Source organism: Yersinia sp. 1652 StPb PI (assembly GCF_041538345.1).
GTDB classification, from domain to species: domain Bacteria; phylum Pseudomonadota; class Gammaproteobacteria; order Enterobacterales; family Enterobacteriaceae; genus Yersinia; species Yersinia enterocolitica_E.
The window spans coordinates 87,909-108,694 of the sequence record NZ_JAULSM010000001.1; the positions used below are offsets into that span (position 1 = coordinate 87,909).

Genomic DNA, 20,786 nt, shown 5'->3' on the forward strand with positions numbered 1-20,786 from the left:
TGAGAGTTTAGTCTCCCGAAAACCCGGTACGGTTCAGACCGCCATGAGGGCTGTAGCAAACGCATGCGGCGCAAACAATCTTGCTGTTGCGATCCCCTGTCATCGCGTGGTGCGCAGCGATGGTTCTTTGTCTGGCTATCGTTGGGGCGTTGAACGTAAGCGCAAACTGCTTGAGCGTGAAAGACCAAAATATTTGTACATGAATCCAATATCAAGCAAGGTTAAATTATGACTATTTTAGTAAACAAGACAGCGATCATTACCGGTGCGAGTTCAGGTATAGGTTTTGAGGCAGCGAAGCTTTTCGCCAGAGAAGGCGCAAACGTGGTCGTTGTCGCACGGCGTGCTTTGGTACTGGATCAATTGGTGGATGAGATCGTCTCGGCTGGCGGGAAGGCTATTGCCCTGGCGGGGGACGTGAAGGATGAAGACTGTGCTCAGGAGGCGGTCAGTCTGGCGGTAAAACACTATGGTGGTCTGGATATTGCCTTTAACAATGCGGGAACTTTGGGGGAATTGGGCAGTATCACCCATATCTCTGCTGACGGCTGGCATGACACACTAGATACTAATCTGACCAGTGCATTCTTCAGTGCCAAGCACCAGATCCCAGAACTGCTTAAGCGGAAGACAGCCTCGTTGATCTTTACTTCTTCCTTTGTGGGTTACAGTGTGGGTCTTCCAGGGATGGCGGCCTATGCAGCGAGCAAAGCCGGTCTAGTGGGTCTCACTCGCACGTTGGCGGCAGAGTATGGTGCGCTAGGTTTACGGGTGAACGCATTGATGCCGGGTGGCACTGACACAGAAATGGGGCGAGCTTCAGCTCATACCACTGAACAGAAGGCTTTCGTGGAAAGTATTCATGCTTTGAAACGCATGGCGCAAGCGGAAGAAATTGCGCAGTCGGCGCTGTACTTGGCTTCTGATGCTTCAAGCTTTGTGACGGGGACGACACTGTTTGTCGACGGAGGCGTTTCCATTACCAAGACTTGAAGCCTTGCCGGGTAACAATAAATGCCTTTGAGAGGCTTGAGCGGAGTGCGGTGAAAGTCGCACGCCCCGTTCTTAGGAGAGCACAGTCAGGCAACTGGCTGTGCTTATCCGACATAAGGGCTGAACACGGATTTAGCCCTCAAGATTCTTATTCGCAGCTTGCCAGATCCGAAGCTGCTTCGTGCATGAGGATATGGAGAGCAAAGCTGTTGGTTTGACAGCCCACGAGTATTATCCTGCAGTAAAGGAGCTAATCGAGATCGTACTTTCCCTCTACCTTTTAAGTGGAAATTCACTTCGGGTTGAAATCTCCCATTCTGGTAACAGAGATTTCCGTGGTTCCGGCCTCCACCCATAATCTGAGTTTTTTTTATATCGCGCAAACGCAACGCCCTTAGTACTCCGCCCGGTCAGAGCGAAGCGGAGGACAGGCTCAAGAATCTGGCCGGCATATGTGACCGCTTGTCGGTCGAGAATTGCGATCTGGCAGGCAATTCCTCATCCGCCATGACTTTATCGACCCGCCATGGACGAGAGGATGCCTTGCCGCTAATATCTCACATTGATGAAAGAGATTGCGATGCAAGTAGGTAGGATAAGATGAAGATCGGTGAATTGTCGCGGCGAACTGGGGTGAGCATCCGGTCGCTGCGATATTATGAGGAACAGAATCTGCTGCACCCTGAGCGGATGGCGAGCGGCTACCGGACTTATGCGGATGTCGATGTGGTGCGGGTTCAACGCATACAAGCCCTGCTCGCAGCTGGGTTGAGTACGCAAAAGATCGAACGCATCCTGCCCTGTATGATGCAGCATCGCGACGGGCTGCGGCTGTCGTGCGCGGACCTCAATGACTATCTGGTCGCGGAGCGAAAGAACCTCCTTGATCGTATCGCTACCCTGCGCGCCTCGGTGAAGGCTCTGGACGAAATTATCACCGCCAGCCCAGCCTGATAACACCTTACGCGAACGTTGTCAGAAATCACTTGACTCTGACATTGGTGTGAGACTGTAGTATTTGCAGCATGAGCAAACGAATCGTCTACTACGAACATGGCGGCCCCGAGGTTTTGCGCTGGGAAGGCGAAACTGTCCCCGACCCGGCGCGCGGTCAAGTGCTGGTGCGCAACGAGTTGATCGGCGTCAATCCGATTGACTGGAAGCTTGTCGCGGGATTATTCCGAAGCGACCCGGCCCCGTTTCCCGGCACTCCGGGCTGGGCAAGTACCGGGATCATCGAGGCTATCGGCGAGGGCGTGCACGACTTCGCTGTGGGACAGGCGGTGATCGTGGACAGTCGCGCCCGTCTGGCTGTGACCTCGGGCAGCCGCGCGGGCACGTTCAGAGAATATGTGGCGGTGGGTACACGCCAGATCGTCGTTCGGCCGCCGGAAGTCAGCATCGAGCAAGCGGCAGGACTCCCATCATCAGCGGTCGCGGGCTATTCCATGATCCATCATCTCGGGATCACCAAGGCTGACACACTGCTGGTTCATGGCGCTGCTGGCGGTGTCGGCTCCGCCGCTGTTCAGGTGGCCGTCGCACGCGGTGCGCGCGTTATCGGAACCTCGTCCCCAGCCAACCACGACTATCTTAGGTCATTGGGCGCTCACCCGGTCGATTATACCGCCAACATGGTGGATACGATCCGCAGGCTCGGCCCCATAACAGCCAGCGCGGATGCCGTTGGCGGCGCTGCCTCGGTTGCAACCACCGTCGCACTGCTGCCTGCTGGCGGCCGGGCCGTGACCGCATGGGGCGACGGACACTCTCATACCGCTGGCATTCCCTGGGTAAGCCATCCAGACGATGAACTTCATCAGGTTGCGAAGCTCGCGGCGCAAGGTCTGCTGAACATCCGGATCGCCGAAACCCTTCCCTTATCCGAGGCGACGGTCGCGCTTGAACAAATCAAAGCCGGACACAGCCTAGGGAAAATACTCCTGCTTCCCTGAACCTGACCGTCGATCTCCCAAGGGAGAACGCCAGATAACCGACCAAGGCGCGCTGAAGTCGCCACATCGCACCGGCGCGCGTCATCTAAAGTGAAAACAATACAATGGGGCCAACATGGAGATTGTTAATAAAGAAGCGGGAGGCATCCCGCTACAAGCCGCTTTTTTTCTAGGTGCCTTTGCGCTTGGGACATCCGAAAATGTGATTGCGGGAATGCTTCCGCAACTCAGTGCGTCTCTCGGAATCTCCATCGCGCAAACCGGCTTGCTCATAACGGCATATGCGGGAACCGCTGTTGTGGCGGGTCCGCTTCTGGCAATCCTGACATCCACCATGCGGCCCTTTGGCCTGACGGCGACGGTCGTTGCGCTTTACACGGTGGGTTCCCTGTTGGCGGCCTTCGCACCTACGTTCGGCGTGCTGATGGCGGCCCGTATTCTCACGGGAGCGATGCACACCACAATTCTCGTGATGTTTATTCTCACCGCGATGGAGACTGCCGCTCCGGATCGCAAAGCGCGGACAATCGGACGCATTACCCTCGGGCTAGGGGTTGCTACGGTGGTCGGTGTTCCGATTGGAACCGCCTTGGCGCAAACCCTTGGATGGCGCGCATCATTCCTAGCGATCTCCATGTTGATCGCGGGCACTCTCGCCTTGATCTTGTATGCGTTTCCCCGATTGGACGCGCCGAAATCCATCGGCTTCGGAGCGCTGCGCGTGCTGCTACGTCCAGATGTGAGCGGCGGCATTGCGATGAGCGCGCTCGCCGCCCTAGGTGCGCTGACTCTGCTTACCTTCATAGTTCCAATGCTGGGGGAGGCCGGCGTCGCCCAACATTGGTTGGCCCTCTCACTTTTTGTCTATGGGGCCGCCTGTCTCGTTGGAAATCAACTCGGTGCCATGGTTGCTGATCGCAGCCTGCCGGGATCAATGGTTGTTACACTGGCAGCTACGTGTATTGCGCTTTTCGTCACTACCTTTTCAAGTCATTCGGCATGGGTTGCAGTTGTCGCGGTGAGCCTCGTCGGTCTGGCATATTTTTCGACTTTCCCACCACTGAATACATGGGTGGCAACCGCGTCAAGTGATCTGGCACCAGCACTCGCGCTCTCCTTGAACAGTTCGGCTTTCAATTTGGGTATCGCGGCAGCGGGTATGCTTGGTGGTAGCGCGCTCCAATCCGGGTTGCCAGCCTCACGGCTATCTTTGCTGGGGTTGTTACCCGTTCTTTTCGCGGTCATTGTCGCGCTCTGGCTTTGTCAACGGTGGAATGGGGATGAGAGGTAGATTCCCAGCCAAAGGCCAAGGCGATTGTCGGATGGCGGGGCTGGCAAAACGGAGAGGCCACCATACAGGATGCCTTGGTACGGATCGGTACACAAGAAAGCTTTCATCAGCACCGCAAACCTCGGACGCGGTGGTTTCTCCTGTACGGTCATTTCCAGTTCCGGTTTTCACGGCATAGTGATCTCGGGCACGCTGCGGGACTCCATCTTTGTGTTGGAAGGGCTACTTGAACAACAAACGGGGCTGAACCCGGTTGAAATCATGACGGACAAGACAGGCACCAGCGACATTATCTTTGGCCTGCTCTGGCTACTGGGATAACATTTTTCCCCACGCCTGGCTGATGCTGGTTAAACAATGTTCGGGCGCGCTGATAAATCAGCGAATTACGGTGCGCTAGACGCACTGGCGCGAGGATGTACTGACTTATCGAAAACTGAGACTCACTGGGATGAGATGATGCGGGTTGCCGGTTCGCTGAAACTTGGAACCATTTATGAGTCAGAACTCGTCCGTTCGCTTCTGCATACCTTAATGTCATAACATTAACATATGTTGTGCACAGGCACTGTCGGGGCAACGGAAAAGTATTATTTTGGCCAGCTTAAGCTAAGCCTTAACCTGGCATCATTGTGGTGGGAAATAAGAGCAACATACTGAGTTTAAAAATTCAATTAGATAGAGTGTATTGGGCAAAGATCCGGGTAAAAAATACCAACATCAACTCACCAAGCCTCCGGCTCTCGTAGCATATGCACAATATTGCAGGGGCTAATGATCCATCCCCCTTTAAATCCCTCGGGTAGGTGCTCGACAGTATCACAACGTGCAACCCCGCATTCTTGGACATGCTGCTCAGCCAATTTAAAATCGGGTGTAAACAGTTCAAGCCAGACTTCAGCCTGGCTAAAACTTGGTGCTTCATCGATCCACAGTCGATTCGGGCCAAGTATAAACCCGATAGCCGGTGATTTTTCCGTAATCTCTTCAAGTCCGATAGCGTTACGGTAAAAATCAAGCGTCTGCTGATACTGGTACGTGGGTACTTTTATAGCGATATCAATCCCCCCTTAATTTCTGCATTCATAAAGATTTTTCCTTATTTAGTATTGGTATGATTAGCTAAACTTGCAGGTTCTCCCTGCATTTCACTCTGATAAAAGCCTGCTCTGAGATTGATCCCATATTCTAGCCACGCTTTCATTGCGCACAGCATCTGGGTCCAACCCTCACAGTTGATATAGGAAGATTTTTGCCCTGATTCACTCATTTCCCAACCTGTTTCACCAATTTTGACGAGAGTACTCCCCTCATCAAGGGGGATAAAGAGCATTTCGATTAAAGTCTTGTAAGGATTATTTCCTGGCGATATCTCGGCATCCCAGCGCAGCACAATACGTTTATTCTCAACAATCTCGATAACCTCAACAGGCGTTCGGCCCCACCAGATAACGGTAGTTCCAGCAACCAGCGGTCTACTTGCCCCTCCAATCGTTGTGAAATAGGCACTAAGCTGCTCAGGGTTGACGACCGCCTGATACACATCCTCGACCGGCTTACTCATCCGAGCAGACACCTGAAAATCTAACGTTATTGAAATACCCTTTTTATCTTGAGAGACTGGACTATATGTTATATATTTATAACATGTCAAATGTAAACGAAGATGACCAGGTATTCAAGGCGCTCTCTAACCGGACACGTCGTCTCCTCTTAGATGAGCTAAAAAATAATCCGTTAACCACGGGTGCACTATGTGCGCTTTTTCCTGAAATGGATCGGTGCACAGTTATGATGCACCTCAAAATACTTGAAGAGGCAGACTTAGTTATATTCAGTCGAGAAGGACGTGAGCGTTGGAACCATCTGAATGCACTTCCAATTAAAGCAATCTATGATCGATGGATTGGCGAATATGCAACCCATGCAGTTGCAATGTTAGATCAGTTAAAGTCAACTCTTGAAGAAAAAAATTATTGATCATAGCCGCCTATCAGTAGGAGCGATTGGGGCGCTGGGGTTAGTGGATAATGCTTTTGTACCAGTAGTGGTCTGTAAAAAAACAGTCTTAGTGAATGGAAGGGGTTTCCCCGTGATCTGGTTACTATACCCATCCAAAACAGCGGATGTTGATGTTATTTCGACAGTATCTCCAGGTGCTGGGGATAATATAAAACCGACAGTCAAACTGACGGAGAAAAAAGCGATTGAGAACTTGTCAATGTTGAAAAATAAATTGAGTTATGCACATATCCACGGTCAGAAAAGCCAGTGAAGCCGGGGGCCACCCAGCACCCCGGCAAACGGGAGCGGTCTGTGAGCGGGGCAAGCGAACAGACTCTGGCGGTGGGTATGTGCAAAACTCAGTCTCTTTTGCTGCATATATCTCCGCCTCGTTTCTGTTGAAGGTTTTTGAACTCTCATTTATGATGCCCCTGTCTCATCGTTGTTTTTGACAACACCCAATGCTTCCATGACCTGTAAAGTAGCGCTGTTAGGCGGTCAAACCTCAGTTGCCTAGACCTGAAATGCAACGCTTTTAGAGCGGTAACCCCCCTGAATCTTTGAAAGCGGGGATCGCAGAACCACTGCGATGAAGGTACGTTTATCCACTCACAGACAGTCAGTTTCATCACGACAACTTGCACCCCAGCGGGCTAGTTTCTCTATTACCAGGAGAAACACCATGTCTATGCCCTTATCTCTTTGGACCTACGTCCAGCTATCCCGGCAACATTTGCGGCGTTCTGCTATGCCAATTGGAACATTTGGCATCTGCAGAAGCAGCATTTGGCGCGGGATATGCGCAGCGCGTCACTTGTATGAAGTGAAACGAAAACCAAGTGACGCGCAAAGCGCATAACGGACGAACCCACGTAATACGGGCTTTTCCAACGTCTTCTACGCTCTGACCGACACGTAGTACCCTGGCCGAACCACGGACTACGGAACATCCCGAGCAGTAAAAGAACATTTTTTAAACCATCGCGTCATAAAAACGGGGTAACCCCATGAAGACGCTTATCTATGCAATGAAGGAGAACAATCGACTCGATAACGATGGCAACATCAGCCAAAGCTGATGGATGGAGGTGACCTGGCAGTAGTCAGGTACCGGCGCAAGCCGCAAGCAGCTCAGCGAGCTGTGGATACCTCACAAGAACTCAACATTTTGCCACCCCGATGCACAGTTATCAGTCGAGCCGCAGGAAGCGCAAATCACACCGTGTCGTCGGGGCCAGGATGTATCACCGTCGCGCTGAACGTTGTTCAGACGTTGTTGGCATACATCAAAAATGCAGTTCGGTACGTCCTTCATCCCTCGCGACGAAGGCGGTAATGTCGTGCGTTTTTCAAGACGAAAGGAGAGGGGGGATGTCGAGAGCCAATAAGCAGTTAAGCAAGCAATTAATCACGCTGGCCCGAAAGTCGGGCGGGAGTTTTAAAACCGTTTCAGATCGCGCCAGAATAGCGTCGCGTTTCGCCGAAAGTATGTTGAAATTAAATATCCAGATCCGCGATATCAGTAATGTAAAAACCAATCATGTTGAGCTTTATATAAAAAGCCGTCAGTCAGATAATATCTCTAAACGTACTCTGCAAAATGAAATGGCGGCGATTAGAGCGATGTTCACTACAGCAGGCAGGACGAAACTCGCCGATCCGAATCATGAACGATTAAGTAATTCGTCACTCGGCTTATCGGGGGCCAGTCGTGACGGTTCAAAAGTCGCTATTTCAGACGAGCGCTATCACGCAGCGCTCGCCCAGGTCCGTGATAAAGACGAAGGTGTTGCTGCCGCAATGCAATTAGCCCGTTATTTAGGATTGAGAACAGAAGAGACGGTACAATCCGCTAAGTCGTTAAAGACCTGGCAGCAGGCATTGAATAAAGGGGATGCGCGCCTACGCATTGTATTCGGGACCAAAGGTGGACGCCCGAGGGATACCACGGTTGTGGATCGCGATACGGTTATTCGCGCAGTGAATGAGGCGATTAAATATGCCGATAAGCATAATGGCCGACTTATAGATAAACCTAATTTACATTCTGCGATTGATCGGTATCGAAATATACTTAAAGAGGCCGGGCTAACGGGGAAGGAGTCTCCGCACAGTTTGCGCTATGCTTATTCCAAAGAGGCGACGGACTATCATATGAGTAAGGGATTAAGCCGGAAAGAAGCGGAAGCAATGGTCTCAATGGATCTGGGGCATGGTGATGGACGTGGTCATTATGTTGCCAGGGTTTATAACAAAGTTAGTGGTGATGATGAGTCTTGACAGTTGCCAATGGTGAGTGTTTTTTGCAGGAATAGGCTTGTCGAATAAGTTTGAACTGTGTACGATTTTACATGTTAACCCGTTGCCTCTGACAACAGCCAATGTCCTGGTGATTTGAGAGGGACGCCTTCGGGTAATCACAAACCAAAGCGACCATCACCTGAGAGGACGCGCTTTAGAGCGGTAACCCCCCTGAACCTTTGAAAGCGGGGATCGCAGTACGCTGCGATGAAGGTGTACTTATCCAACGTGCCTTGATTGGCATCCCATCTGATTGTAGTGGTCAAGTAAAACTGGCCACGGTTTTATAAGCTGCGTGGTATCTTCTCTCTGACTCGTCAGGTGTCAGACCTCCGTTGTATTGATGAGGTCTGAACGTGTTGTAGTAACCCGTTATGTAACGAGTGACTTCTCGTTGAGCTGTTTTCGCTGCACTGTAGCCTCCTTCAGGTATCCATTCGCTTTTCAGGCTACGGAAGAAGCGTTCCATCGGGCTATTATCCCAACAGTTTCCTCTCCGACTGACGCTCTGTTTTATCTGCTTTTTCCAGAGCCGTTGCCGGTACCTCAAGCTTGTATACTGGCTTCCCTGATCCGAGTGGAACATCACCCCCTCTGGCTTATTACGACTTTCCCAGGCCATTTCCAGGGCGTTAATGATGAGCTCTGTATCCGCAACCGGCGACATTGCCCAACCCACTGGCTTACGGGCGAACAGATCCATCACGACAGCCAGGTAACTCCATTTCTGTCCGGTCCAGATAAAAGTGATATCACCGCACCAGACCTGGTCAGGCTCCGTTACTGCGAACTGGCGCTCCAGTATATTTGGCAGACTCGTGTGCTCTTGAGTCGATTTTCTGTAGGCATGTTTACCCGGCTGGCAGCTACTCAGGCCCAGCGCTTTCATTATCTTGCTTGCCCGGTATCGGCTTAACGCAAGCCCCTCACGGGTAAGGATATCCGCAAGCGTTCTGGCACCGGCAGAACCGTTACTGAGGCGGTGTATGCGACGAACTTCGCTATGGACTCTGACCCGCTCTGGATTGATGACATGCCGCCTTTTTGCCCAATATTTATAGCTACTGCGGTGTATTTCAAAAACATCGCAGAGAAGGCTGACGGTGTGACTGCTTCTGAGTTTTTCAACTAGCGAGAACTGTTCAGGGAGTCTGACATCAAGAGAGCGGTAGCCTTTTTTAATATGGTGTTGTGTTCCTCCAGGCGACGAACCTGCTTTTCCAACTCACGAATACGCTGCTGTTCGGCAGTCAGTGGCGAGGCTTTAGGTGAGACCCCTTCACGCTCCAGACGGAGCTGTCTTGCCCATGATTCGAGAGCCGATGTGCTGACATTCATGGCTTGGCTGGCTGCACGGAATGAGTAGCCCTGGTCAAGGATAAGTTGAGCGCATTCAAGTTTGAATTCAGCAGAGAAAGTCTGCCTCGTTTTGTTAGTCATTTTTTCACCTGTTTAGTGGTTGAGGTGATGATATCACCTCTATTCAGGTGGCCAAATTCACTATGCCACTACACAATGACAGTCTAAATCAATGTGCACCTACGCCCTCTTTATTGAAACAGCAATAGGTTGTGCATCTTGTTGCGTGCTCCTTTCAGGTTCAAATGAAACCCTTTCACCCAGCGCATATGCATTAATCCCTCCCACAAATGATTTCGCAAAGGCAATAAAGGTATTGCCACATTTTTCGCTGTGAATCATTGCTATATTACTTTGGGTATTAATATTTACGATTTCGCCTGTATGTCGGGTTTCTAACAAGATATTCCCTAACCACGTTTCATTATTAATTAAACCAATCTCAGAAAGTTCCGCAGGAAGTTTTTTATTTTTCCATAATTATTTTTGGCTGCAAGGTTCATTTATTTTTTTTTTTGTGATTTATCTACAGTACTTAATAACTTAAGATTAGAAGGATTGCACCATCTAATGACCTCAAAATGCCGATTGTACTCACGTATAACTTTATTTATTGCCTGCTCGATAAAGTAAGTTTTATCTGACCTCCATAAGGGTTCATGGTGAGATATGCGATTACGCAGCGTATTAATATCCCGCAGGCCTGAACCAATTCTGTTTATTGTTAATTGTTTTCCATTTTTCATCACATAGGGGAAAACGAGGGGGGTTAAATCTCGCCATAAAGAAAGATAGGGCGTGTGGTTGGCATGGTTTCCATCATACATTTGGTCGTGACGCAGATTTATTGATAATGATGAATGGTGAGATACCAACCGATGATCTTATCGTGCATTTCCTCTGACTTAGAAAAGAAAATTATTCTGCGGGTCAGTCGTTTGATATATGTGCGCAGATTAAGATTATATCGTTCTATTCGCTGGGTATATTTCTTGCTGACGACACGCCTCGTTGAATCAAGCTGTACCCGATACGCTATGCCTATTCCAGAGAAGCGACGGAGTATCATATGAATAAAGGATTGAGCCGAAAAGAGGCGGAAGCAATGGTTTCGATGGATTTGGGGCATGGGGATGGGCGCGGACATTACGTTGCCAGGGTTTATAACAGAGTGAGTGATGATGAATCTTGACAGTGCCAACGGTGAGTATTTATGCAAAAAGGGGGGCTTGTCGAGTACGTTTGAATTGTGTACGATTTTAGTCGTTGAACCGTTGTCTTCGACAACACCCAATGCTGCCATGACCTGTAAGGTAGCGCTGTAAGGTGGTCAAACCCCAGTTGCCTAGACCTGAAATGCAACGCTTTTAGAGCGGTAACCCCCCTGAATCTTTGAAAGCGGGGATCGCAGTTTACTGCGATGAAGGTACGTTTATCCCACTTGCCTTGATTGGCATCCTATCTGATTGACTCACCCTAAAGGGAACACGCTTCCCTCCAGGGATAGGTGTTCCCTTATTTTTTTGCGTAAGGAAACATCTATGGACTCACACAAAGACAAAGAACTGGCTTTTTTACCGGTATCTATCACGTTATCGGCCTGGGATCGCGCCGTAGACCGCTTTAGCATCGCTGAGTGGGAACGTCGGCAACTTGCGCTGATAAAAGCAGCGCAGGATGCCTGGAGTAAGCGGTTCGTTCCATCCGATACGGAAGTGACATTTTCATTAACCCTGTTTGTTCGTCTGGGGGAGGAATCTGTCGAGCTGACAGAGAGCTTCCTGGTGAAATATGACGATTACAAACTGATAATTACTTCAGCGAGCTAATGGCTCTTGTCTCTGCCGGGATGCTTTTCCCCTGGTAGAGATTTTCATTCTCACCTTTACGGGAGCCGATCCCCGTAAAGGGATGACTCCCTGTCATATTTGATACGGAGTGACTTATGACAACCTTTGTTCTTGTCGCGGAATACCGGAATGCAACGGACCGTATGTTTACCCTGGCGAATGCCCATTTCTGCGCCTGCGTTGGGAATGATGAGCGACGTTCATGGCGGGGTAGTGCGCAACGTCATCTTGCAGAACTGGAAAATCTGAGCTGTAAGCGAGCGAGTGAGCGTGACCGGCGATGTTTCAGCCATGCCAGTCGTGTATTGCGTGAACGTATAGCGATGGTGAACGAACACGGCGAGATGCTGCTACCCACGTCTGTGGTGAACGTCGCATAACCTTATTGTTACTCAATCCTTTGCGGGACGTGTCCCCCAAAGGGCAGGTTCCGCTCTTTTTTTGGAGAAAACCTGGAATGACACAGATGACAAAAACAGAAACACCCTTCGTAACGGCGGAGAACACGGACTGGATGACCGGTTTCTACAACCTGGTTTCGGTACTCGTCCAACAGGGTTTTTCCCAGGACAGTGCCACTCTCCACGTGGTTAGCTTTACTCAGATGTGCTACGCCTATGCCCGTAAGTTTAGTCAGGACTATGGCGAGGACTATGGCGGGGATTTTTGGCATTGGTACACCCAATCCGATGGCGGGTTCTTTGTCTGTCCGCAGACAGAAAAAACCTATCGTGTTGAGGTGTACTCAAACTATTACCGGGGTGAGATGAGTGCCCAGGCGTTGGGAATGACGGTGTCATTGTATGCCCTGTGCGTCCTGGCGGAATCGGGTCATGATTTTTTTATCGAGAGCTACCATCGACTGCGTGATTTTGCAGCGTGGCATCCTGAATGGGCTGCTATTGGCGGAGCGATTGACTGATGGCCGCTATCTTAACGGTGGCTGAAGCCATTCAAAAACTTCAACGGCATGCGGATCAGGACGAAATGATCCTGCTGGATCTGTGGTACGCCGAAGATGTTCAGTCTCAAGACGAGACGGCGACCCATGACGAAGCCATAGCAGCACTTGAACAGGCTGTTCATGATTTCGATGCCAACAATGGGATCTGCTGGTTAACGCTGGAGGCTGCATTAGAGGTTGTTCGAACTCAGGGCAGCTAAACCAATGTTTTGATTTCACTCACCCATAGGGACTGACTTCCCTATCGGGGGTAAGTCCCTTTTTTAATGTTAAAGGAATTTACCATGATGGCGACAAACCAGCCCAACAACCCCTTTTCTCTCGATGACTTGTGTGAACTGGCGAACCTTGAAGGTGATTTGCTGGTGATTGCAGCACGCGAGAAATTGGGCATTGGCATACAGCCCGATGAAGATGGTTTTACCGATAACGTTTGGGCGATAGGTTTTCTGGCCCAAGATTTTGCGTTGAAATGTGGCGGTAACTCACCCCGTTTCACGCATCCTTCTTGCCGAGCACTGGTTGAAGAGGTGGTTACCCTGGCGCGAAGTATTACTGAAGGTGCCTGGGATTACTTTTTCAAATGTGGCATGGCTAGAGCAATCGAGATCGAGATGGATATGGAGGAAGGATGGTGATGAAACGGAACCATTCTTTCACTCATCTTCAGACTGTTCCCCATGAGGCCTGGAAGGAACTGTGTCGTGCAGTAACTCAGGTGCATCATCGGATCCGTAATGAGCCTGATTTTTGTTGGTTGGGTAAGCCTTTGACTGTCTGTGACCACAGTGGAACAAAGCCACTGAGGTATGACGACAGTCTGGTCGGTCTGGGCGTTATCTCCTTTAACGGTGATTTTGGCGCAGGCCTGTCAGGTGACCCTCTTTGCCTGGTTCGGTTGTTTTCCTCCGAACGGCGGCAAAGTCAGTGTGATACCGGCCATCATCCTTACGATTTTCTGGTGATGGCGGTACTGCTGCTGGTCAACCACTATTGCCCGACGTGTTACGCCCTTCATTCGACAGTCGGACGTGCTGAGTGGCAGCAGGTGGCTGACTGGTTAAACGCCCACCTCCACCTGGTGGTGATGTTACCACCAGGGCTTCAACACACTGACGCTATTATCGGTTAATGCGATTCTAGCACTGACAACCCTTGCGGGGATTTATTCCCGCAAGGGGTAAGTCCCCGTTTTTTATGGCGAGGACTTACCATGACAACGAAAGAAACCAGGAAAAAGGCAGCATCACGTCACCAGGATAAAGTGGACCTGTTCCAGATCGTGACGGATAAAATCGTCGAGGCGCTGGAAAAGGGCACGTCTCCGTGGCGCAAACCGTGGCGTACTGTTACCGGTGGCCGTTCTGTCAGCATGAGCGGATTACCGGCCAACGCCATTACTGGACGAGCCTACAGCGGTATCAATGTGTTGCTGCTGTGGATTGATGCAGCGGAGAAGGGGTTTACCTCACACCGTTGGCTGACGTTCAAACAGGCACTGGATGTGGGCGGTCACGTGCGTAAAGGCGAGAAATCCACACTGGTGACCCTGTTCAAGCCGTTTGAGAAAAAAGAGACTGACGAACAGGGCAGGCCGCTTTTTGACGAACAGGGGAACGCCGTGGTTTCTCAGCGGAATTTTATGACCAGTTTTCACCTCTTCAACGTTGAGCAATGTGAGAATTTACCCGAGAAACTGTTGACGCCGGTGAGTGTGGCCGGTGATGCAGTAGAATCGCCAGAGCAACACGATATTGAGCGTATTCAGCGGGCAGAGCAGGTGATCGCCTGCAGTGGCGTACCGGTGGTACATAGGCATCAAGACCGGGCGTTCTACAGCGCTGGAGCAGATCGTATCACGATGCCGGAAGCGGTGCAGTTCCATCGCCCGGCAGATTACTACAGTACGCTGTTGCATGAGCTGGTGCATTCTACCGGTCATGTCTCCCGATTGGCGCGAGAAGGCATAACGTCTTCTTCACGTCGGTTTGGGGACCCGGTGTATGCGTTCGAAGAGCTTGTGGCGGAAATCGGTTCGGCATTCCTGTGCGCCGAAGTGGGTATCCAGGGTGATGTTCAGCATGAGAGCTATATCGCGTCATGGCTGAAGGCACTGAAAGAAGACAAGAAGGTTATTTTTCAGGCAAGCCGTTTTGCCCGAGAAGCCTTTGAGTACCTTATTTTACGTGAACAGGCCCTGGCTGCAGCCTGAGCCCATATCGGAGGAATTAACGATGGATACCCATGAAGTTCGTGAATACCAGACGATAGCGGCGTATCTGCTGAAGAAGCATTTTGGGCTGACGTTGAACGATACCAACCTGCATGACGATACTGTTGTACAAGAGTTGGTTGAACTTAACGTGCCGGTGTTTGAAGCGATAAACCAACTGGTCGAAAAATACCACCTGGACAGGATTGACCAGAATGTCTGGTCTCTCCGAAGTCCCTTACTGACTCCGAGCAACTTCCTGGTTGCCGTAATGGAAATTGTGCCGGAGAAAGTCCAACTCGTCTGTATCGATGAGGCAGGCGACAAACCAACGCAGCACTGACTTTCTACACAGGGTTACTAAGTCAACCTATCACTCCCCAGGGAAACATTTCCCTGGGGGATGTTTCCCTTTTTATTTAAGAGAACATCCCTACTGGCCAACCACAACCCGCATGGGAGCAGACCATTGGTATCGCTGTGGCTGAGCAGTTTAGTTTGGGAGGATACCTTACTAATCATGATCCAGTGGTCACCGCCATCAACCTGATGATATTTCTCACACTGAAAGCGTGCGGCACAGTCGGTAAGCAAAGGTACGTCACCCGCGCCGACCTCCACCTCAATCCCGGCAAATTTATCCTCGCTGGGGCGGGCAAAGCGATTGGAAATATCCATCTGATCGACGGCCAGCACATTAATGGCGAAGTGACTGGCCTGCTCAAAGATTGAGTAGCTGCCGGAGCGTTTATCAATGCTCCACAAGACCAACGGCGGATCCAGTGATACCGAGTTAAAGCTGTTGGCCGTTACCTCTACGCGGGTGCCATTTGCTGTTGCCGCTGTCACTACCGTCACGCCGGTAGCGAAATTGCCTAGCGCACGCCGGAATGCGCGGGGATCCTGGGCTGGTTCTGTGTGATGTGTCATTAAATAGGAACTCCTGCTCGTTACACCATCGTTGGATCGGGCTCTAAACCCATCAACTCGCGCCCCAGGATCTGCGCGCAGATATCGTAATTGGTATAGGCGTGTGCCCCGGTCATGTGTGAGTCGCGGAACAGGCGCTGGATCTCATTGCTTTCCATCCAACTGGTTGCCCCCGCAGCGCTGAACAGGCGATCAACCGATTCGATGCACATTTTGACTGCGTAGGCCTGGTTGGTACGCCAGAACGTCAATGTCTGGTGAGAAGGATATTGGTGCCGGCGACCGTGTTCGGCATGTTCTTGCCAGTTTTTTTCCAAAAAGGCACGGGCGGCGGGTGGACTCTGCAAGACACATTAGCGCCGGGGTAGCCGTACCTACGCTGGCTCCAGCCAGCGCGGCGACAAAGTCGGTGAATTCTGGCAGGGAGATTTCCAGGCCACCGAATTTTTTCGGTTGGAAAATCCGGTGCATACCTATGCTTTTTAACAAACGGATATTCTCATCCGGTACTTTTCGTTCGTTTTCTGCCTAGGCGGCATTGGCAGCGTTAAGTGGCAGAATGGGCAGTAATTTTTCCAGCATCGGGTTGCTAGTTTTCATCAGTTGGTTCCCTCGGTAGGGGTGGGCGTGGGATGAGTATGCGTAAGGTGATTTAAAGGAATGTAACATTAAGGTAAAAAGTGTACTTTTCATGTTAAATATTGAGGGTGTGATCTGGCGGCGGGTTCCGAGGGGGTTAATGTTTATACTTGGGATGCTTGTACGCTTATGTAAGCGGGAGAGCGGCCATTGCTGGCTCTATCAAACGTGTGAGCGCAGTACGTGAGGCGCCATCGCGGGCTTGAAATGAAATAGTCTGTGTTAGCCCTAAAAAATAGGAAGCGAGCACTTTGACATCGGTATTCGCAGGGAGATCCCCTTCCATTACGCCTCGTTCAAGCCTGGCATGGATCATAGCCAATGTTTTGCGGCGCGCATTTTTAAGGTATGCCCATACCTCATGGTTTTCAGCAAAATTATTCACTACGCCTAACACAATGAGGCACCCTCCGGATTCATTGGATGTAGCGACATCAATAGAGCATTTAAGCATGGCTTTTAATCCTGCACGTGCCGTCTTGGCAGTATTGAGAGCATGTGCTGATTTGCACCCTATAGTCTCAATATACAGGTCAACGGCCTCACAAAATGCCGCTTTTTTGTTACCGAAGGCTGCATAAAAACTGGGTGGATTGATCCCCATTGCTGTTGTGAGATCAACCAATTGTGCTCCCTCATAACCTTTCGACCAGAACACCTCCATCGCACGTTTGAGTGCTAGCCCTCGATCAAAACTAAGAGGTCTTCCTCTTACCGACATGCCCTTTTTACCTCACTTTATTTCTGTAGTGGTAATAACATAATTCACTTGATTGAATTTGGCAAGGGTGTTAGATTTTTGTAATTGTTATTACAGAAATGGATAAAAACCTGATAATGCATCGTCTTTTCGCGGTTCAAAGAATTAGCAACGGCTAGCTGCATAGCGCTGATTTCGACCGCTGACCGGTAGACGCCAATACCATTGCTGTGTCACAAAATTGAGGGATCGATATGCGCAAACAGACAAGGAGGACAGGTTGTTGCTCTTCTCAACTCCGTGCGATAAGAGGGGCCATACAAATCGCATCCGATACGCCTGATTTGATTGCGTCAGGTACCTCGGCCTTAATTAGCCAACTCGTTACTCGCAATAGTTTGCGTCATTCAGACTTGATTAGTTTCATTTTTACCGTTACCCCGAATTTGACTAGCGAGCTTCCTCCTCTGGCGGCTCAAGAAGCGGGTTGGGGAAGGATCCCTATGCTACGTGCTGCGGAACTCCCCACCCAGATAATGCTCCCCAGAATGATCCGTTTGCTCGCTCATGTGAATTGGCGCAAACGTCATGGTGAACCACGTCACATCTTTCTGCCTGGCACTATAGCCGTTCGGCCAGTGCAGGATTTAAGTTGTCCTTAAATCTGACTACGACGCTTTCTCAAGGAGAAATGTTGATGGATCAAATTAATAGAAGTTCACAACCGATAGATTTCACGGCACTACAACAGGTGCTGGTTCAGGTTGAGCAACTGATCGGCGAGGAGAATTTAACCTATAATAAGCCAATGAGTTCACTGCCCTTGCCCCCGCAACGCAATGCCAGTCAATTCAGATCTCGCGCTATTCATGCCGTCATTCGTCCCCATACGGTGAAACAGGTTCAGCAGATTATTCGCCTGTTCAATCAATTCAAAACACATATCGGTCTACACGCGATAAGCACAGGGAAAAACTGGGGCCTATAGAAACTCGTGTTACTCCCAGCAATTTGCTGGTCACGTCCAGAGTGGCACAAGCTAAGCTCGCTGCTGCAGGCTAATCCGACACAAAGCTAAAGAGGTTTATGATGAAAAAGTCAGAGAGAAACCCAAGGGATAAATCCGCATCCGATATAAGGCGAACCTATTTACCCGCAGGTTTTGGACCGAAAGTATGGATGAGTGGTGATGAATATCAGATTCTTCTTGATGCTCAAAACAGTGGTAATACCATGACGCTGATTGAGGCACTTATCCCCCCGGGAAGTGGCCCCCCATGCATCAGCATGGCAACGTGGGCGAACTTTTCTTTGTACAGACCGGTGAGCTCGACATCATGGTTGATGCTGTCGTATATCAGGTCAAGGCGGGTGGGCGTGTATTTGTCAAACGTGGGGTTCCGCATGCCTTTATCAATCGTTCAGACCAGGCTGCCAGCATGCTGATTTTCTATACCCCAGGAGGCATAGAAGAGTTCTTCTTGGCGGCAGGCCGACCCGTGGTTGAGGGAGTTACTCCGCCCGCAGCTACCGAGGATAGCCTGGCCAGGGAAATCAAGATTGCCTCTTATCATCAAACTCATCAGGAAATGCCAACCGATGGTGATGTAGCTGCTCGCTCGATCATTGGGAGGGGAACAAATGGATGACGTGAAACTTAATCTCGCTATCCCCATCAATACAAAGAAAGACTCACTGCCTTTAGCCATCTACATACTGTGCCTAGGCATATTCGCGATGGTGACCAGTGAGTTTCAAGTCTCTGGAATGATCCCTGTCATGGCTGACGATCTGGGGGTGACGATATCGCAAGTTGGTTATCTCGTTTCCATTTATGCGTTTGCCATGGCTTTCGGTGGCCCACTGTTAGCTATCGGGCTACTGAAAATCGCGCCAAAAACGGCGTTAATCATTCTTTACCTGGTCTTTATCAGCGGTGAAGTTCTTGGGGCACTCTCCAGAAGCTATGAGGCATTGATTATCGCCAGGTTGATTACCGGTGCAGCATCTGGGGCTTTCTTTGGTGTTGCGTTGGCGATATGCGTGCAACTGGTTACAGAATCACTGCGTGGATGGGCTGTTTCTATTGTATTGGCTGGCATTATGGTCGGCACAGTGTTAGGCCTCCCTATGGCTAATCTGATCGGGACACATTTTGGTTGGCGCGAAAGTTTCTGGACCGTTAGCGCTCTGGCGGCGATGGCTGGCATTGTGAGTATTGTCTTTATCCCCTCCATTCCAAAGGCTGCCGCGCTAAGCCTGCGAGGTGAATTGGGAGCCTTGAAAAATCCCAAACTCTGGGCTGCCTTTGCGACCAGTTTATTAATCATTGGCGCCACTTTTGCGGCATTCACCTATTTCACTCCAATCTTGAAAGAGATCACAGGATACAGCGATGCGGCGGTAGCGAGCTTATTGTTTGCCTATGGGGCAGCTACGGTTGTCGGCAACCTGGTTGTTGGGAAACTGGCAGAGCGCCATACGATCTCAACATTGTCCATTGGACTGATCGCGCTGGCGGTATTCCTGGTGTTATTTGCCTTGTTCGCAGACAGTAAACTGATAGCCGCTCTGGCGTTGGTGGGGATCGGTCTGGTTGGCGTCACGATGAACCCCGCCATGGTTTCACGCGTAATGCGTACTGCGAACGGAAGGCCCTTGGTCAACACCTTACATACCTCCGTCATCACGCTGGGTATTGTCGTCGGCTCCTTCCTCGGCGGCCTGTGCGTCAGCTTTGGTTTCAGTCTGCGATCGCCGCTTTGGGTTGGTTTTTTGATGGCTATCGTCGGCTTGATGACGTTACTTCCTGATATTCGCCTACTGCGTAGTGCGAATGCACAGAAGCAAAAAACGATTAACCCCCTCTAAGGAGCTTCATTATGTCTACTCTTGTTGGAAAAGTTGCATGGTCACGGGCGGAAGCAGGGGGATACCGGATGGCTACTGGCTCGGTGACCGGTCCCTTGTCGCGGATCGGGGAGCAATGCAATTTATTTTTCACGTAAGTGACAACCAGGCGTTGACGCAATTGACATCTGTACCTCAGTTGAAACGTCTATTGTGGTTCACTCAGGGGTTTGTCGCCGCTCACGCGCAGCGACGTAAGGATGGCGAGCTTCGGTTGATCCTTACAGACCTGCGAATGGGGTTAGAGCCTGATTATTTTTTCCGCTATGACATTACGGGCATAGTTGACCGTGGCGTTTGGGCTGCAGCACCCGAAATAACCCAAATGCCTGAGTCCGGTGATCTTGTCAAGACGTTGAGTTGGGTATGGAAACGCATTTACAACAGTAAAGCTACTCCGTGAATGATAAATGGGATTGTACTATTCTAGATTTTTTAGCTCGTTAGTAATATCAGATAATACTGGCTAATAATTTCAGGCCTAACTGAATTTTAAACTTACTTGTTTATGTTGTGGTTATCTGTGAGCTAATGGGTTGGTTAAATTTGTCACATCATACTATAAGCGTTCATCCGCTATAAAAATAAAATATCAGTATGTTTTTAAATGATTGGATTTCAAACTCGGCAACTAGTTATAAATCCAAAGAGAAGAATGTCAGCGGAGTTATGGGTGTT

Annotated in this window: 25 protein-coding genes and 5 pseudogenes; 23 read left to right on the top strand and 7 right to left on the bottom strand. The window is 50.2% G+C overall.

The features are described 5' to 3' along the window. Window positions 1-37 precede the first annotated feature (37 nt). The 6 genes and pseudogenes from Q2T71_RS00450 to Q2T71_RS00475 all read left to right on the top strand — a co-directional run. Window positions 38-232: pseudogene (locus Q2T71_RS00450) on the top strand (methylated-DNA--[protein]-cysteine S-methyltransferase); the annotation flags it as partial. Beyond that, window positions 229-993 (top strand): SDR family oxidoreductase, encoded by a 765-nt coding sequence (locus Q2T71_RS00455; RefSeq protein ID WP_372557768.1) that lies wholly within the window; start codon window positions 229-231, stop codon window positions 991-993. The pseudogene Q2T71_RS00450 and the gene Q2T71_RS00455, both read left to right, overlap by 4 nt. A gap of 600 nt (window positions 994-1,593) precedes the next feature. Further along, window positions 1,594-1,947 carry a MerR family transcriptional regulator gene (locus tag Q2T71_RS00460; RefSeq protein WP_372557769.1) on the top strand — a complete coding sequence of 118 codons (354 nt, stop codon included), beginning with the start codon at window positions 1,594-1,596 and terminating at the stop codon, window positions 1,945-1,947. A gap of 71 nt (window positions 1,948-2,018) precedes the next feature. After that, the gene (locus Q2T71_RS00465) at window positions 2,019-2,948 is read left to right on the top strand and encodes an NADP-dependent oxidoreductase (protein ID WP_372557770.1); all 930 of its coding nucleotides are present in this window, start codon (window positions 2,019-2,021) and stop codon (window positions 2,946-2,948) included. Between the two features lie 115 nt (window positions 2,949-3,063). After that, a complete protein-coding gene (locus tag Q2T71_RS00470; protein ID WP_372557771.1) occupies window positions 3,064-4,239 on the top strand; it encodes an MFS transporter in 1,176 nt (391 codons plus the stop codon). A 69-nt stretch (window positions 4,240-4,308) separates the two neighbouring features. Next, a pseudogene (locus Q2T71_RS00475) lies at window positions 4,309-4,764 on the top strand (Tn3 family transposase); the annotation flags it as partial. Window positions 4,765-5,338: 574 nt separating this feature from the next. Here the strand turns inward: Q2T71_RS00475 and Q2T71_RS00480 are convergent. Next, window positions 5,339-5,803: an SRPBCC domain-containing protein gene (locus Q2T71_RS00480; protein WP_372557772.1), complete on the bottom strand. Its 465-nt coding sequence runs from the start codon at window positions 5,801-5,803 to the stop codon at window positions 5,339-5,341. Between the two features lie 65 nt (window positions 5,804-5,868). On the opposite strand from Q2T71_RS00480, the gene Q2T71_RS00485 reads away from it, so the two are divergent. From Q2T71_RS00485 to Q2T71_RS00495, 3 genes are all read left to right on the top strand, one after another. After that, on the top strand, window positions 5,869-6,219 hold the full coding sequence (locus Q2T71_RS00485; protein WP_372557773.1) for an ArsR/SmtB family transcription factor: 351 nt from the start codon (window positions 5,869-5,871) through the stop codon (window positions 6,217-6,219). Then, window positions 6,200-6,514 (top strand): hypothetical protein, encoded by a 315-nt coding sequence (locus tag Q2T71_RS00490; RefSeq protein WP_372557774.1) that lies wholly within the window; start codon window positions 6,200-6,202, stop codon window positions 6,512-6,514. The genes Q2T71_RS00485 and Q2T71_RS00490 overlap by 20 nt, the downstream gene beginning before the upstream one ends. Window positions 6,515-7,614: 1,100 nt before the next feature. Next, a complete protein-coding gene (locus Q2T71_RS00495) occupies window positions 7,615-8,523 on the top strand; it encodes an integrase domain-containing protein (protein WP_372557775.1) in 909 nt (302 codons plus the stop codon). Window positions 8,524-8,806: 283 nt separating this feature from the next. Here Q2T71_RS00495 and Q2T71_RS00500 read toward each other — a convergent pair. The 3 genes and pseudogenes from Q2T71_RS00500 to Q2T71_RS00510 all read right to left on the bottom strand — a co-directional run. After that, window positions 8,807-9,984 (bottom strand): IS3 family transposase gene (locus Q2T71_RS00500; protein ID WP_372557776.1). Its coding sequence is split into 2 segments (ribosomal slippage): window positions 8,807-9,726 and window positions 9,726-9,984, totalling 1,179 coding nucleotides; the frame shifts between segments, so codons are not numbered across the junction. Between the two features lie 99 nt (window positions 9,985-10,083). After that, complete coding sequence (locus Q2T71_RS00505) at window positions 10,084-10,305, bottom strand: hypothetical protein (protein ID WP_372557777.1); 222 nt, start codon at window positions 10,303-10,305, stop codon at window positions 10,084-10,086. A 442-nt stretch (window positions 10,306-10,747) separates the two neighbouring features. Further along, window positions 10,748-10,936 (bottom strand): annotated as a pseudogene (locus Q2T71_RS00510) (IS1 family transposase); the annotation flags it as partial. Between Q2T71_RS00510 and Q2T71_RS00515 the strand changes: the two are divergent. The 9 genes and pseudogenes from Q2T71_RS00515 to Q2T71_RS00555 all read left to right on the top strand — a co-directional run. Then, window positions 10,934-11,095: pseudogene (locus Q2T71_RS00515) on the top strand (DNA-binding protein); the annotation flags it as partial. The pseudogenes Q2T71_RS00510 and Q2T71_RS00515 overlap by 3 nt on opposite strands. A gap of 349 nt (window positions 11,096-11,444) precedes the next feature. Then, window positions 11,445-11,732 (top strand): hypothetical protein, encoded by a 288-nt coding sequence (locus Q2T71_RS00520; RefSeq protein WP_372557778.1) that lies wholly within the window; start codon window positions 11,445-11,447, stop codon window positions 11,730-11,732. Window positions 11,733-11,848: 116 nt separating this feature from the next. Next, on the top strand, window positions 11,849-12,133 hold the full coding sequence (locus Q2T71_RS00525) for a hypothetical protein (protein WP_372557779.1): 285 nt from the start codon (window positions 11,849-11,851) through the stop codon (window positions 12,131-12,133). Window positions 12,134-12,219: 86 nt separating this feature from the next. Next, window positions 12,220-12,675 (top strand): antirestriction protein, encoded by a 456-nt coding sequence (locus Q2T71_RS00530; protein ID WP_372557780.1) that lies wholly within the window; start codon window positions 12,220-12,222, stop codon window positions 12,673-12,675. Further along, complete coding sequence (locus tag Q2T71_RS00535) at window positions 12,675-12,917, top strand: hypothetical protein (RefSeq protein WP_372557781.1); 243 nt, start codon at window positions 12,675-12,677, stop codon at window positions 12,915-12,917. Before Q2T71_RS00530 ends, Q2T71_RS00535 begins: the two co-directional genes overlap by 1 nt. A gap of 84 nt (window positions 12,918-13,001) precedes the next feature. Continuing rightward, on the top strand, window positions 13,002-13,355 hold the full coding sequence (locus tag Q2T71_RS00540) for a hypothetical protein (RefSeq protein WP_372557782.1): 354 nt from the start codon (window positions 13,002-13,004) through the stop codon (window positions 13,353-13,355). After that, window positions 13,355-13,849 (top strand): hypothetical protein, encoded by a 495-nt coding sequence (locus Q2T71_RS00545; protein ID WP_372557783.1) that lies wholly within the window; start codon window positions 13,355-13,357, stop codon window positions 13,847-13,849. Before Q2T71_RS00540 ends, Q2T71_RS00545 begins: the two co-directional genes overlap by 1 nt. A gap of 81 nt (window positions 13,850-13,930) precedes the next feature. Beyond that, window positions 13,931-14,929: an ArdC family protein gene (locus Q2T71_RS00550; RefSeq protein WP_372557784.1), complete on the top strand. Its 999-nt coding sequence runs from the start codon at window positions 13,931-13,933 to the stop codon at window positions 14,927-14,929. A gap of 22 nt (window positions 14,930-14,951) precedes the next feature. Then, window positions 14,952-15,272 (top strand): TA system toxin CbtA family protein, encoded by a 321-nt coding sequence (locus Q2T71_RS00555; protein ID WP_372557785.1) that lies wholly within the window; start codon window positions 14,952-14,954, stop codon window positions 15,270-15,272. Between the two features lie 17 nt (window positions 15,273-15,289). Here Q2T71_RS00555 and Q2T71_RS00560 read toward each other — a convergent pair whose 3' ends face one another. From Q2T71_RS00560 to Q2T71_RS00570, 3 genes are all read right to left on the bottom strand, one after another. Next, window positions 15,290-15,859 (bottom strand): flavin reductase family protein, encoded by a 570-nt coding sequence (locus Q2T71_RS00560; protein WP_372557786.1) that lies wholly within the window; start codon window positions 15,857-15,859, stop codon window positions 15,290-15,292. Window positions 15,860-15,879: 20 nt separating this feature from the next. Beyond that, on the bottom strand, window positions 15,880-16,206 hold the full coding sequence (locus Q2T71_RS00565; protein WP_372557787.1) for a hypothetical protein: 327 nt from the start codon (window positions 16,204-16,206) through the stop codon (window positions 15,880-15,882). A gap of 419 nt (window positions 16,207-16,625) precedes the next feature. Continuing rightward, on the bottom strand, window positions 16,626-17,219 hold the full coding sequence (locus Q2T71_RS00570) for a TetR/AcrR family transcriptional regulator (protein WP_372557788.1): 594 nt from the start codon (window positions 17,217-17,219) through the stop codon (window positions 16,626-16,628). A 233-nt stretch (window positions 17,220-17,452) separates the two neighbouring features. Here Q2T71_RS00570 and aroH point away from each other — a divergent pair, with 233 nt between their 5' ends. From aroH to Q2T71_RS00595, 5 genes and pseudogenes are all read left to right on the top strand, one after another. Next, entirely contained in the window at window positions 17,453-17,860 is a 408-nt protein-coding gene (gene aroH, locus Q2T71_RS00575) for a chorismate mutase (protein WP_372557789.1), read from the top strand. Window positions 17,861-17,895: 35 nt separating this feature from the next. Next, entirely contained in the window at window positions 17,896-18,186 is a 291-nt protein-coding gene (locus Q2T71_RS00580) for a hypothetical protein (RefSeq protein ID WP_372557790.1), read from the top strand. A 274-nt stretch (window positions 18,187-18,460) separates the two neighbouring features. Next, window positions 18,461-18,847, top strand: a pseudogene (locus tag Q2T71_RS00585) (cupin domain-containing protein); the annotation flags it as partial. Next, complete coding sequence (locus tag Q2T71_RS00590; RefSeq protein WP_372557791.1) at window positions 18,840-20,069, top strand: MFS transporter; 1,230 nt, start codon at window positions 18,840-18,842, stop codon at window positions 20,067-20,069. The pseudogene Q2T71_RS00585 and the gene Q2T71_RS00590, both read left to right, overlap by 8 nt. Window positions 20,070-20,229: 160 nt before the next feature. Continuing rightward, window positions 20,230-20,511: a hypothetical protein gene (locus Q2T71_RS00595; protein ID WP_372557792.1), complete on the top strand. Its 282-nt coding sequence runs from the start codon at window positions 20,230-20,232 to the stop codon at window positions 20,509-20,511. Window positions 20,512-20,786 lie beyond the last annotated feature (275 nt).